The organism is Oceanobacillus phoenicis, from assembly GCF_047238145.1.
Taxonomy (GTDB): domain Bacteria; phylum Bacillota; class Bacilli; order Bacillales; family Amphibacillaceae; genus Oceanobacillus.
Map to the genome: position 1 here is coordinate 529989 of NZ_JBDFME010000001.1, position 13978 is coordinate 543966.

Sequence of the window (13978 nt, forward strand, 5' to 3'; positions counted from 1 at the left end):
TCTCTCCCTTATTGTTTTTAATTGCCTATTGAAAATATAAACTATAATGAAGCCATGATATTATTCTATCATGGCTAAAATTTGATCTATTTTTTCTTCTAATTCTTTTATCTTTGATTTTTGCTCTTTCACTAATGGGATTAATAATACCCACGCCCTATCATATTCTATCCCTTCCACTTCTGCATGCCCATTTTCGTCTGGTTCTCCATATTGAACGAACATATCAAGACCAACATCTACCAAGTCCTCAGCGATAAGCCCATAATGTTTCTTAAGAACGGGAATATCATTTTCCTTTAGAAATTCATCCCCACATTCGCCATTTTCTTTCTTAGTTAAATATCTTGCATATGCTTCTGTGCTCTCTTTGTCATTCCATTTTTTAGGCACTAAATCTAAAATTCTTTCGTTTATAGTTGTTTCTGCTTCTTCAATATTCAGTTTATATTTAGAAGCTGATGTTGATCTACCAAGAGTTCCCGAACCTGTAATATACATATTTGGTGAGTTAGAATAGGTTCTGTCGAATATAGTATCACTATATATTCTTCCTCCAGTACTGTCCCCATTGAAATACATTAGTGTTTGATCTGTATCTCCCCGCAATCTCAAACCCGCAAATCCACTTGTATTAGAAGATCCATTAATATAAAGCCTTGAGTTTCCACCTTCAATCATATCATCATGTATTTTTACTTGATAATTACCACGTCCTGTGGTTATAGTACCATTAGAATATATGTCTCCAAAATTACCAGAACTACCAAATATAGTACCGCCAGATTCGATATTCTTATGAGATGCCAATACTTCATTAAAAACTACTGGTGCATTACTATCAATAGCTATATTACTATTAGGTCCAGTAAAATCAAATTTCAAATGATAATTAGATGTGCTATTTATATTATCGATATCTTGTCCCATGATTATATATCCCATTTGTTCCATTGCTATACCCATTTTCTTAAATCCATCGATCTGCCATAAAGACTCATCATCATGCAAATGGAATGTGGCGGATTGAGTTAAATGTTCATGACCCGCCACCAAATGAATCCTACTACTCTCAATCCCGAAGAATGTCGAATATCTTCCCCCAAAATAGGTATAATATCCACTACCATTAAAATCATCATAGTATTCATCATAGAATTGCACTACAAATCTTTTAGCTAAGTCTAGCTTCTCAGTAATCCACCAACCGTGGAAATTAGTTGAATCATTGGATTCTACTTTTCTCAATTTCATCATATCAGTCATCTGAATGAGGTCACTATTTAGCTCAATATCTCCATCACTGTCTATCATGAAACTACCATCTAGTATATGTCGTTCATGGCGTGCACTCATTCTCAAGTCTCTCTGATATGACCATCTCATATAAGTATTCATATCATCGAAAAATTCGAATGATACTGATGGCGTTTGAGAATAGGTTGTATAGTTCAAATTGAATATTTCTTCTGTTGTAGCTGTTTCATTGTTGGGGTTTGTTGCTCCCCTAGTAAAAGTCAACCCCCCACCATTTATTTCAAGGCTTGATCGGAAATAGTCTTGAGATATCAATGCATCTAATACATTTCCTACACTATCAAATCTTTCATCCTGTCCTGCATCTATCATATCTTTGCTTGTATATTCTACAAATAGCAAACTGTCACCCGCTAGAGAATAACCACCTTTAACGAAAGTTTGTTCTGGACGATCTCTCTCGTATGGTGTTGGGAATCTTGCAGAGGAAATGTGTCTACTAGTTAGATTCGATGCACTGGTTATGGCTCTTACAAATCCACCGTCATGACTGAACATCCCCTCATCATATGCATTTAGTGATTCACTAAATGTGCCAGATACACCTTCCAATCTTCCTTTTATGGTAACATCCTCTGCAATAACACTGCCCGCCATTAATTTTTCCGCACTGATTTCTTGAATCATCGCATTGGTAATGGCTGCATTTGCTATTATTCCACTATTTGCAGTTATTGTTCCCGCTGCTATTTCATTCGCAGTTACTGAATTAGCATAAAGAGAGCCACCATCCATATAAATCGAATTGCGATAAGCCCACAAACTCGTGGGATCTTCAGCAAATTGTTTTGGTATACCACCATTTACAAGCATTACCTCACGAATATAGTAGTCTGTAGTTCGTATGGTTTGATCGTCATCTATCCAACCAGTTGTTAAAAACTGCACTCCCCACCAATCTTCTATATCCCTTTGGGTGATGAGTATCTCGAAATCCAACTTAGCCCATTCCCCCGCTTGTAGATTAGGGTATTGATCCATAACATCGCTAAACATTATTACATTAGACCAAGTGCTGGGTGCAGGGTTTGAGAATCGTATACCGTCAGCTTTCATCAAATTATCTTCAGTATTTGGTGAAGTCAAGATTCTTATAATTCTAAAATCCTGTGTTGTAGGGTCAACTATTTCATCGAATTTAACATCAAGAGTCAATGTGAAAAAGTTACCCGCCTGCGATAATACATATCTATTATTCTGGATTGAATATAAACCATTGTAAATCTGTTGATTAATATGCACTATATGGCTATTAGGTTTGTCTGATTCTGGCGCTAGTATCGTGGTTCTGGCATTGGCATATTGATTACTGAAATTCCACCCTTGCTTGCCAATATTGAAACTTCCATTCTGCAACAAGTTGTATTTCTTTTGTGTATATTCTTCTATTTGATCTTCTGGTGATGGTCTATATTTTTGTGCGCCACTAGATTGTATAACCATTGGCTTTTTTATATGGATGTCCCTTCGTCCATCTGTATCCCAACTAGTATAAAATGCCAAAAAACCATTTCCGCTAGAACCTTGGAAAGTACCCGCAGGGATTTTATATATATATCTAGTCCAGTCATCATCTATTGGCAATTCGTCAGTTAAAAAATTGGTTAGGCTATACTGAGCAGGATCCAAATTATCTACTAGCGCCCCCATTACGTATGGTCTTAGCGTATCTGATACTATTCTTGCCTCATAAGATACTACTATATCCTCATTAAGGTTTAATTCTTGTATGAATGGAGGGGAATATAACCTCACTGAGCCATCTACATCCACATATATTCCTATTGCTCCACCTCTTTGTTGATACCCCTGCACATCTGTTGCAGTTCCAAATATGGCGAATCTCCATTGATCTTCATTTCCATCTATAGCAAAACGTTCGAATTTAGTATCAGAAAGTAAATTATCTGCGCCCTCGAAATCAAGATTATTGATCGCATTATCTACGTATGTCTTATCGGCTTTGTCTGAGGGATCATATCCATCGTCATATAAGGCTCCATCACCAATCATTAATACATTAGCTGTTAATCTTCCATTAATGTGGGCATCTGTAATAATAGCGTTATTTAGATGTACTTCATCAATCATTGCCTGTTGCGCTAGTAACTCTTTCGTAATGGTTTGTTCGGATACTTCTGTATTACCATCTATTTTCTTGGTCTGAGCCATTACCATTTGCGAAAAATCAGAGCGCTGCCCATGGGTATTGACCGTACATACGACGAAATACCATTGTTCGTTTACTTCCGCATCATGTGCATATCCTCCGGACTTAGTAGCATAGAGAAAATTATCACTATCGGATGGTACAAAGTTTGCATTCGTACTACCGTATACACGATATTCCGCTATATATACAGAAGGATCATAGTCCCATTTCAACATAATGGAAGAAAATAACCCAGTTGCCTGCAAATTATCTGGTGCAGGTGGCTTTACATTTGGAAAACTATCGTCGTCAATTATTCCCCCACTATCCCATGAACCGCTATTCTCGGTTACTTTACTAATAACCCAGTCTAACTTACTCTCGTCACCTTTTATTCTTAGAAAGTTACCTACCGTTATATCACCAACCGATGGATTTCCAATACTATATGAAACTTTTATAATTCTCGATTGAACAGTTAAAGCTGGGCGCATCTCTTCATCAATAATGTATCCTGTATCACCTAGATAGACTTGCTCATGTTCATAATCTGCAATACCATAGAACGTACGGACAGACATCTCATATTTCACCTGTGGCTTACTATTATTTTGAACATTTTCCCAAGTAACCTGCAGTAATTCTTCTGGGTTTGTGATGTTGTCATTGTCATAGATGCCAATGCGGTGTATCTTGCCTTCTTTTGTTTTAATACCATAACTTTCAAGTGCTTCTGGATCACCGACATATTTTTGACCTTTCGGCTTATTTACTGGATCTCCATTTAGTACATTCCATTCCACATCTTCAAAAGTTATCTTTCTACTATTTCCTTCGCCTACCTCAACACTACCACCACGACCGATAAGCGCTGTTTTAGGATAATGTAGCACAGTACGCCTTATCGATTGTATATCTTTATCTATTTCAAAGCGTTTACCATTGTTTACGCCTCTTCTTTCCCAATCAATAAAACGACCAGTGATTCCATGGTCGTCAAATTCTACTCGATCTATATATTCCCCTCCCCATACGGAGCGAATATGTTTTAAAGATTCCATAACACTTTGATAGTATAAACTAGTTGAGCGTGTACCATAATCTCCTGTACGCCCTCTTTCAAATCGAGTTCCATCTAGTACAACATCTAACACGTCACTAATTGGCATATCCTGTGGTCGTCTCTCATAAACCCAAGCATCATTAAGCTCAACATAAGAAGGCATACATATTGCCATTTTCAGCTTTCCTTCATCACCATTAACATCTTCGAACTCTTTAATCGTCCAAAGGCGGTATACGCCTCGAAGGTCTTTTACAACAATTTGATTTTCACCTTCAATATAATCACATGCATCTGCAGTATAAGGAAAAACGACAGTAAGATTATTACTGTCGTTGTCGATATCCTCTTCTAATATGGATTCATCATCTACGTATTCATCAGATACATGTATTAACTTATCTTCATCGTCAAATATATAGACATTTGCTCTTTCCATTATCTATATACCTCCCTATATTTGAGAACCGCATCTATCTTCAATGGCTCAATCCTGATGTTGTTAACTCCAATATTTAAATCCCAGAATTTAGGGGCAAGCATACTGATCACATTCATGCTTATTTCGTCATTTATAAGGATTTTGCGTCTCTTAAAATCTAAGAATACTTTGTCTCCCGCAGAGAATTGATATATCAAGCGTAACTCCTTGTCACCATTGAATAGTGATATACGATCCGTTGTTTCCTGTACTGTCATGTCTATCGTATGGGTATTGGCTTGTTGAGTTCCTTTATATACTAATATTGGCACACCGTAAGGAAAGACATGTCTAATTTTCTCTCTAGCAAGTACTCTATATCGACCAATTTCCTCATTTGGATCTGTTAATGCTTCATTTACATTTGTTATTGGGTTTGCTCCATATTTCCCGTCTTTTAGAATTTTCCTCCATACTTTAGTTCCTGTACCATTATAAGGAACAGACCAGTTTTCTCCATACATCCTCCATCCCAACAAATATGCCTTTATCTCTTCGTCCGTTGGTGTATAATCTGCTCCCCATCCCGAATCCTTATTCCATACGGACACGAAATAGAATGAACTGCCAGTGTGAATCATGTCCCCCTCGACCATCAGAGCACTATTGGCAGTTTGCTTTAGTACAGTACCGTCATACTTTGTTGATTCGAAAGTTCCAGAGTCGTATATATTTAAGTCCATAAATTGGTGTATTCTAATTATCTTAGATACATCACTATTAACATCCTCATGGATAGAAGCTAGAGTATTAAAATTATTTTCTACATCCCTCATCACCCTTCTCCTGCTTTTGGTTATATTGAGACTCGATATAGTAAGATAATCTTCTCTGAAGAATTCATCATTGAATTTTATTATCCTATTTGTATCCAATTCTGGTGCTACAGATCTATCAGTAGGAGAATTGCTTTTTTCTATTTTTACATCTCTTATCAATATGTCATCATGGTCTGTTCTGGCATAAAATTGCATTGATTTTGTCCCACTCGCTACTTCGAATGTATTGCTGAAAAATCTCCAAGTATTACTGGGATAAGCATCAAAAGGATGTGTACTTGTTCTATCTAAAGTACCATTATCTCCATAATATCCCACTAGTTGAGTCGGTAGTCTATCACTACTCCTACTATTGGTCTTAGCCCAGAAAGAAATAGTGATGATGTCTCCTTCACGTATTTTTATATTTTCTGAAAAGGAAATCCATGATGTCTTAGCTATTATTTCTTTAGAGCCAATATATAAATTTCTTTTACTGCCATGAGTAATATAAAACGTTGGATTTTTTATCCCCTGTATACCATATATATAATTTTTAGGTAATTTACTATCCGATATCTCCCCTTCAAATAACATGGCATTTTGATAATAGAAAGTTGTCCCTAGTGCTCCTCTGTTAGTGTGTAGAAACAATCTTAAACCGACTATTCTATCATCATCTGGAACTGTGAAAACGACCAATTTATTCTCTATATAGTTGAATGGTCTACCTAAATCTTGTATTTCACTGCCATTTACATCAATAAAAAGACCCATTAAAAGTCTATTATGATCACAATAAAGTGTATACGTTTTACCTTTTTCCAACTCAATATTCATATACATAGCACCATTGTCGCCTTCATTAACATTTTTCATTTCTATCCTTGTGGGAGATAATATTGTTGTCTCTGAGTTATTGGTATATGTCCACACATTTGTATAATCAAATGTAGGTAATAGATTTACTAGATGATCAGCAACCATAAAAGGTCGTACCTCAATATCTTCATCGACATTGATCACATTGCTACCTAATGACAAGGAATAGTCAAAACCATCATCAGTCCTCACACCTATTCCACTTGGGTCAGCACCTTCATAATCAAGATATACTTCATTCATGCCCTTTTTAAGCAGTAGTTTATTAGATCCATCAATATTACCATCTTTATTATTAATCTGCTGTTCGTGTTCTTTTCCGTATTTATTTGGATCACCACAGAATATTGTAAGTGTTCCGTCTGCTTTGAAGAATTTTTCTTCTCCTTCTTCCGATGCTGACGGTCTGCCATAATACGTAATATCTGGCTCATCAGAAAAAATAATAGGGACATCTCTTGCAACATTGAGGACTCCGTTTAGATAATCAACAGTTAATCTAAGAGATTCCTCATCATGCGCAATGATGTCCCCATTTATACTAAGTGTTCTAGGTTGTCTTTTTGAGCCATGTACGTAAGCTCCATCTGCACCCGAAATCTCGGTAATAAGTAGTTGGTTGTTTGTGAACCCTCTACCTGTAATAGATTTAATTTTAAAATAAGGTGAAAGATCAACACCGTTGAATATCATAAACTATCATCCTCTATTTCTTTTTCAGTCTGTAATTCTGGCGATCTTGTTCATCAGTTATATCCTCCACAAAGGCAGAGTATGTTTTACCACCTATCACTAGATTAATTTGTGCAGGTTGTTTACTTTTTCCGTTCCCTTCCCCTGTGTAGGCTCCATTATGCTCTGCGGGTACAACTGCTTCTCCAGCGTGTAACATTGCAAGACCATCTTGTGTGATTAAGTCCGTACCAATGTTTAACTTAGGGATATTGGGGATGCTAAAACCTAATGTATTTCCACCCCGTCCTCCCATTCCCGGAACCCAATCTGGTACTTTAGGAAGTTTAATTTTAATACGGTTTAAACCGTTAATCATTCCGTTTATTGCACCTATGACACCGTTAATAGCTCCTTTGACCGCTCTTACTATCCCATCCCATATTCTATCGGTAGTAGATTTGACACCATTCCATACATTGGATATGGTACTCTTAATCGAATTGAATGCATTAGAAATACTATTCTTCAATCCATTTGCGACACCAGATACGGTATTCTTAATCCCATTCCATATGGAAGATGAGGTATTTTTGATTCCATTCCACACCTTCGATACTACGTCCCCTATCTTATTGAATACGTTACTCGTGGTGTCTTTCAAATTGTTCCATATTTTGACTACGGAATTTTTGATATTATTTACGATATTTGTAATCGTATTTTTCCAGTCATTGACCCATTTCGATATCGTACTTTTGATAGCGCTGAATATATTGGATGTAGTGTTCTTAATGTTGTTCCATGAATCCGTAACAAACTTAATTACTGCCTTTATTACATTAGTAAATGTCTCCTTGATAGTGTTCCATATATTGGTGAAGAAGGTGGATAATTCTTTGAATTTCTTTTCTGATTCTTCTTTTTGTTTCTGCCAACTATCAACGATAAATTTTACTATTGCATCTATGGTTTCAGTGAAGAATTCAGAGATAGTTGTCCATAATTCAACAAAGAAATCTTTTATCCCATTCCATATGGAGGATGTGGTCTCACTAATCCACGTCCACGCATCACTGATCATTTGTTTCTGTTTTTCTACTGATTCATTCCAAGTTTCTTTTAACCATTCCCAGAAGGTGACGAAAAACTCGCCTATCCAAGTGAATACTTCCTTTGTTACTGCCCATATTTCATCCCAATAGTAAATAATGACTGTCGCCAATGAAGCTACTAACGCTATCCCCATTGTTATAGGATTTAATAAAAGCCCCATTACTCCACCCATTTTGGTGATGATTGCTATTACTGGAGTGATAGCAGTTATAAGTGAACCTAATACAACTAGAACGGGTCCAATTGCTGCTGCAATTGCACCTATTACCACAATTACTTTTTGTGCGGTTGGGGACAAATTATTAAACCACTCCATTACTGCTTGAACTTTTTCAATCAATGGAGGTATCCATTTTTCAGCTAGATCAAGAAAGATTCTCCCGATAGGCTCAAGATTTGTTGTGGTTTCATTTTTAAAACGTTCAAACCTTTTTCCTAGGGTTTCCGTATCTTCATATGTTTTATCGATATGACCTTGTGTACCTTCCATTACACCGCCTAGTTCGTCGAATGCAGGAATAGCTCCATTTCGAATACCTTTCATGAGTCGCTGTGCTCCCTCAGCACCAAACACCTCAGTCGCTAACGCTAGAGCTTCTTGACTATCTTCCGTATTCTTAATTGTATCTATTACTTTTTCAAATTCTTTACGAGAGTTCTTTCCTTCTCCCGCCCATTTACGAAAAGAGGCGTTTAATGCTGGCATAACACGTGACATGGATATGCCTTCTGACTCCATACTTGCCATAAAATGTGCGGTTTCTTCCATCGAAAATCCCGCATTGGCTAGAACTGGACCAAATTCTGTTAGTTGACCAGATAACCCACCTAACGAAACACCATAGTCCTGCGTTAACTTGAATAATCCGTCTAATGCTTGACCACCTTGTTCAGTAGGAATTTTCCACTGTTTCATGGCTTTACCGAATGCTTCAGAATTTGCTACACCATCCTCACCTAACATGTTAGATGCTCTCATCACTTTACTGGTCATTTCTTCTAGAGAGTCACCTGTTGCACCCGTATAAGTGTTAAGATTTGCTAAAGCATTTGAAACAGCATCGGCATCTGCAGGCACATTTTTAAAAACCTCTTTGAAGCTATCTTTTAATTTATCCAAATCTTTACCTGTGGCTCCTGTGCCAACTTGGATATTGTTATAGGCTTTGTCCAGTGTATCCGCCGACTTCACTGCCATAGTACCTAAGGCGACTAAGGGAGCAGTAACAGCTACAGACATCGCTGTACCTGCGGATTTCATTTTTCCACCTGCAGACTTTAATTTGCCTTGTAAATCTGCTATGCCTTTCTCAGCACCTTTGGTGTCTATCTTTGTTCCTATCTTAATTACGCCATCCACTTATTTCACCTGCTTCCCTTTAGGAATTGAGAAGCTTTTGCAAGTCCACTTTGAAGTGTGTTCGTCTGTTTTTTGAGCTTGACTGCATTTTTCGCTTTTCTTAATTGCTGAACATGCTCTTTGTTATATTTTGTTTCTGCAGGTATTTTTACTGTGCGATAGTAGATAGCTTCTTTCATTGGCGTATCTTTACTAAGTCCACGAAATAAAGCAATAAACTTATACCAATGTAGGGTGTGCTTCTGCTCGATTAAGTCGATATTGTAATCAACTAAAAAAGATGCATAGAGTCGCTCTGCATCTTCGTGATAATCAAATATTTCTGCCCCCGAATCATACTTCTCAGATTCGTTGGGTGTTTGTTCTTGTGCCTCTTGTTCGTCTTTCAAGCTTATAAACTCACTGACAATAAATTTATACATGTTAATCTTGGTCATTAAGTCTGGTATTTCAATCTCATCGTAATTTTTTATGAGCATCTGTAACCCAATAGAGATCTTTGAGATATCACTTAATTGGTCATCATTTTCAAGGTCTTGTAATTTCATTACAGTAGAAAAGGCAAGGTCTAAATAGACTGCTTGCCCTCTGTAAAGAAATTGATCTTGAATTTCATCGGTTAAACGCATTATTGCACGAACTCTTTAGTTTTCTTCTGTAGATAGGACTGACCTTTTCTTTCCTCCAAGTCCTCATAGCGTTCCATTATGATTTCACCAATTACCTCGACAATCTCTGTTAAGTTGTACATAGATCTGCCCGATTCCTCATATAAGAAATCAAACGCATCATTTTCATCAAAGAATGTATTTAAGAGTTCTTTCGTCATCCCCTTGATTTCCTCAATGAATTCATGCTGTTTTTCAACCTCTAATTGTTCTAAATCCGTTTTTATATCATTTGTGATCTTATAATATTCGTTTATTTGCTTTTGCTGTTTAGCGATGCTGTCATCATCTAGGTGCAAACGAAATACTCTCCCATGTACATCAATATCTTCATATGATTTTTTACTAAATTCGAACTTTCTCATGTATATCTCCTCTTTCTATTTATTGTTCAGAGCCTCCACCAGTACCTCCATCATTTTCACCTTCTCTAGATATCTTTGGTTTACCATTGAAATGGATTTCAAAGGATATCTCACCTTTCGCTCCTGCTTCACCACTTGGACCCGATATGTTAGCGATTGTACAAGCCCCCTCTAATATTGTTCCATCTGGTTCTGTCCAACGGAACTCGGTACGTCTAGTTGGACCTAATTCTAATACTTTTCCAAAAATATAATTTTGGGCTGCATCAGCATAATCACGATGACCAGAAAAAGCTAACGTCACTTGAGCTCCGATTACATCTGTACTAGCGAAACCACCATCAATCATGTATTTCGTTTGGTCAGTTTCTTCGTTATTCGCAGGTTCCGCAGAATTAATGCCTGCCCCTACTCTTGCATAAACGTCAGTTCCTGTTTTTATTTCAAACAAATGAGCATTCATTAAATGCATTTCTTGTTTCATTTTCATCCTCCTTTATGTGTATAGTTCCGCTTGAAACAATGCCGACCATAAAGTGCCGTAACTTGTTTTTTGTACGTAAGATGGTGTAGTTACACATTGAAACGAAACCAATTTAAAAGAGCCATCACTGGATGTGATAGCTCTATTTGATAAATTTTCATATTGACTTTCTAATTGATGAATCATTCTATACGCTTCTAAGTTCTCCCTGTGATGCACTAAAAGTTGAAACTGAAAAGGATATATCTTGTTTTTGTCCATATAGCGATCATTAATATTAGCAGGTGAGGGTCTAATGGCTATACTGTTTCCATTTTCTTGATACGTCCCTATCTCAATAACAGAGGGAGTGTAAGTTAAATGTTCTGTATAAGCCTTTAATCGTTCCAAAAAATCCATGTCACACCTCCTAATATTTTGATCTTGCTGCTTTTTGTGAATCGTCGAGCCATTGTTTTAAATTATTCGCTTTTGCTTCCTCGAACCAAAGCCCTCTGGCGTTTGGATTTTTATCCGTAGAAAAATTATAATTTGGATTTAAATAAATCTCTCTTACATAAGGAGTTTCCCAACGAACCTCCCCCGAACCTAGTCGGGAATGAGTGATACCACTATCCCTTGTATTCCATGATCGAGCAGGAATGTAATAATTACTATCTTTTAAAACAAGGCTGTCCAATACATATTGAGAGTATTGAAAGGCTTCTTTATTCTTTTTCTCGATGTTAAAAAGCTCCGTTGTTACTTTTTCAATCATACAATCACCTGAGTTCCAATTCATAATGGTGTGGTTCACTACCAGACGCATAGTGAGGTTTAACATCAACCACTTCACGATTAACACCATTAAACTCGATTTCAGATCTTATTTTAAAAGTGGGGAATGCTGACGAATTGACTCGATCTACTAAAACAACATGATTGACTTCTTCACCTTCACTATTAGCAGTACGCTTTAATTTGCTTACAGGTGTAACTCTCACGTGTTCTATTTTAAGAGGAGGGGCGTGAGTACCATCCCATCCACTAGAGCCCTCATATGCTTTATATTGGATTGTGTGAGGGAGTAAATGTTTTGGAATTGGACTAATGACCATGATAAGCACCTATTCCTCTATACAACAAGCCTGCATATGCTAGATTCTGCATAACCCCATTAGGAATTTGAGTAGAAGCTTCTGCATTCATGGAGTAACTAAATGAGCCAACATTCACACTTTGCATCGTCCCCTGTTGTTTAGTAGCCATATAGCCCCCATTCATTACAAAATGCTCTGTCATTATGGCTGTTGCTTTCTTTAACAAATTCTTTTGTACATCTACTAGCTTATCCTCATCAATAGAAAAGTTAGTTTCTCCATCAATTACATCAGAAGCACGTTTAATACAACGATTAAGTTCCTTTTCATCTTCCATAGGAGTACCTTCATACTCATCTAAATAGTACTCTGCATCAATATACAAAAAGACACCCCCTATTTAGAGGATGCCTTTTTATTTTCTTCTTGTTGCTCTTTCTCAAGTTGTTTTACTTTCTCTTTGAGTTCCTTATTTTCTTTTACAACTTTTTCATGGGTTGATTTAGCTACGGTTTCCTCTTTCTTCTTGCCGAGTACCTTTCCTTTTTCATCTGCCTTCTGATAACCCATTGCAAGTAATTCTTTTATACGTCCTTCATTATTTTCTTTTAACACAACATTGTCTTTACGAAAGTATGGCATATTTGTTCATCCTCCCTTATTGTTCTTCTCCACCGCCACCAGATGACGGTGCTTTATTCGATACAACTAAGCCTTTAGCTTGGTGTTTAAGCACAAACAAGTCATGGTACATACGATTTTGGTATAGGTATCCATCACCCTCGGTATGTTGCCCCGGTTGGAAAAGGTATACAGAATTAAGCTTCGCTTTAGCAACAATCGCACCTTTATAAACAATAATCCAGTTTAATTCTTGTGCATCATTAGCCGGTTTATAACCATCTGTAAAATCATACGCAGTATGGAAACGGTCAATATCGAATACTTCAATAAGTGTTACCCCATCAATATTTGTAACCCGAGTTTCAATTGTCGTATCCTGATTCTGTAAAGAAAAAGTCCCTTTGCCTTCCTTGTACTTCTCAATGGCATCCATGACATCGGTAGATACATAGGCTTTAAGATTTGCAGTACCGAACTTACGTACTTTTCGAATGTCGGCTTTCAATCGTTCAAATACGTCTTTCGGAGTGCCATCCGTTACGTTCTCATCCTTCGCTTGTTCCAATTCTTGCGCTTTTTGCGCTAGTTTAGAGAAACGATATGCATCAATTTCTGGACCCGCATTCTCTGTTAAGAATATACGAGTTACATTTGCAGCACTTGCAGCTTGATTTGATTCATCTACATCCATTTGGTCGACGAAGAATTCAACGTCACGATCAAAACTAAGTGTATATGGCTCATGTGTAACGTCTACAGTACCTCGATTATAGCCACCGTTTCGGGTATGTTGCTTATAACCAGATACAGATAAATGAGGTACATGGAACGTTTTTGCACCCATCCAGTTTACTCCTTGTGTTTCAAGGTCATTTGTAAGTGTTGTTTGTTTTATTACTTGGTCTAATTGCGTTTGATATCTTTGTGCATAGTTAATTGCATTTGGCATGTTTAATC

General features: G+C 37.0%; 12 protein-coding genes. All 12 read right to left on the minus strand.

What is annotated here, in order from left to right:
• Positions 1 to 60: 60 nt before the first annotated feature.
• From ABC346_RS02900 to ABC346_RS02955, 12 genes are read right to left on the minus strand one after another with little or no spacing between them, the layout of a single operon-like run.
• Positions 61 to 4971 carry a phage tail protein gene (locus ABC346_RS02900; protein WP_413233468.1) on the minus strand — a complete coding sequence of 1637 codons (4911 nt, stop codon included), beginning with the start codon at positions 4969 to 4971 and terminating at the stop codon, positions 61 to 63.
• Positions 4971 to 7346 carry a distal tail protein Dit gene (locus ABC346_RS02905; protein ID WP_413233469.1) on the minus strand — a complete coding sequence of 792 codons (2376 nt, stop codon included), beginning with the start codon at positions 7344 to 7346 and terminating at the stop codon, positions 4971 to 4973. The genes ABC346_RS02900 and ABC346_RS02905 overlap by 1 nt, the downstream gene beginning before the upstream one ends.
• A 13-nt stretch (positions 7347 to 7359) precedes the next feature.
• Positions 7360 to 9801, minus strand: a complete 2442-nt coding sequence (locus ABC346_RS02910) for a phage tail tape measure protein (RefSeq protein ID WP_413233470.1) — start codon at positions 9799 to 9801, stop codon at positions 7360 to 7362.
• A 5-nt stretch (positions 9802 to 9806) separates the two neighbouring features.
• On the minus strand, positions 9807 to 10430 hold the full coding sequence (locus ABC346_RS02915) for a Gp15 family bacteriophage protein (RefSeq protein WP_413233471.1): 624 nt from the start codon (positions 10428 to 10430) through the stop codon (positions 9807 to 9809).
• A complete protein-coding gene (locus tag ABC346_RS02920) occupies positions 10430 to 10834 on the minus strand; it encodes a hypothetical protein (protein ID WP_413233472.1) in 405 nt (134 codons plus the stop codon). Before ABC346_RS02920 ends, ABC346_RS02915 begins: the two co-directional genes overlap by 1 nt.
• A 19-nt stretch (positions 10835 to 10853) precedes the next feature.
• Positions 10854 to 11318: a phage tail tube protein gene (locus tag ABC346_RS02925; RefSeq protein ID WP_413233473.1), complete on the minus strand. Its 465-nt coding sequence runs from the start codon at positions 11316 to 11318 to the stop codon at positions 10854 to 10856.
• Positions 11319 to 11330: 12 nt separating this feature from the next.
• Positions 11331 to 11717 (minus strand): phage tail terminator protein, encoded by a 387-nt coding sequence (locus ABC346_RS02930; RefSeq protein ID WP_260049114.1) that lies wholly within the window; start codon positions 11715 to 11717, stop codon positions 11331 to 11333.
• A gap of 10 nt (positions 11718 to 11727) precedes the next feature.
• A complete protein-coding gene (locus ABC346_RS02935; RefSeq protein ID WP_413233474.1) occupies positions 11728 to 12075 on the minus strand; it encodes a minor capsid protein in 348 nt (115 codons plus the stop codon).
• 4 nt (positions 12076 to 12079) lie between these two features.
• Positions 12080 to 12415: a putative minor capsid protein gene (locus ABC346_RS02940; protein ID WP_413233475.1), complete on the minus strand. Its 336-nt coding sequence runs from the start codon at positions 12413 to 12415 to the stop codon at positions 12080 to 12082.
• Positions 12405 to 12782, minus strand: a complete 378-nt coding sequence (locus tag ABC346_RS02945; protein WP_413233476.1) for a head-tail connector protein — start codon at positions 12780 to 12782, stop codon at positions 12405 to 12407. Before ABC346_RS02945 ends, ABC346_RS02940 begins: the two co-directional genes overlap by 11 nt.
• A gap of 11 nt (positions 12783 to 12793) precedes the next feature.
• The gene (locus tag ABC346_RS02950) at positions 12794 to 13039 is read right to left on the minus strand and encodes a hypothetical protein (RefSeq protein ID WP_260049119.1); all 246 of its coding nucleotides are present in this window, start codon (positions 13037 to 13039) and stop codon (positions 12794 to 12796) included.
• Between the two features lie 16 nt (positions 13040 to 13055).
• A complete protein-coding gene (locus ABC346_RS02955) occupies positions 13056 to 13970 on the minus strand; it encodes a hypothetical protein (RefSeq protein WP_413233477.1) in 915 nt (304 codons plus the stop codon).
• Positions 13971 to 13978: the final 8 nt, after the last annotated feature.

Coding starts and splice junctions, on each gene's coding strand:
- ABC346_RS02930 (WP_260049114.1), bottom strand. CDS start 11,717: ATGGATTTTTTGGAACGATTAAAGGCTTATACAGAACATTTAACTTAC.
- ABC346_RS02950 (WP_260049119.1), bottom strand. CDS start 13,039: ATGCCATACTTTCGTAAAGACAATGTTGTGTTAAAAGAAAATAATGAA.
- ABC346_RS02900 (WP_413233468.1), bottom strand. CDS start 4,971: ATGGAAAGAGCAAATGTCTATATATTTGACGATGAAGATAAGTTAATA.
- ABC346_RS02935 (WP_413233474.1), bottom strand. CDS start 12,075: ATGATTGAAAAAGTAACAACGGAGCTTTTTAACATCGAGAAAAAGAAT.
- ABC346_RS02920 (WP_413233472.1), bottom strand. CDS start 10,834: ATGAGAAAGTTCGAATTTAGTAAAAAATCATATGAAGATATTGATGTA.
- ABC346_RS02925 (WP_413233473.1), bottom strand. CDS start 11,318: ATGAAACAAGAAATGCATTTAATGAATGCTCATTTGTTTGAAATAAAA.
- ABC346_RS02905 (WP_413233469.1), bottom strand. CDS start 7,346: ATGATATTCAACGGTGTTGATCTTTCACCTTATTTTAAAATTAAATCT.
- ABC346_RS02940 (WP_413233475.1), bottom strand. CDS start 12,415: ATGGTCATTAGTCCAATTCCAAAACATTTACTCCCTCACACAATCCAA.
- ABC346_RS02955 (WP_413233477.1), bottom strand. CDS start 13,970: ATGCCAAATGCAATTAACTATGCACAAAGATATCAAACGCAATTAGAC.
- ABC346_RS02915 (WP_413233471.1), bottom strand. CDS start 10,430: ATGCGTTTAACCGATGAAATTCAAGATCAATTTCTTTACAGAGGGCAA.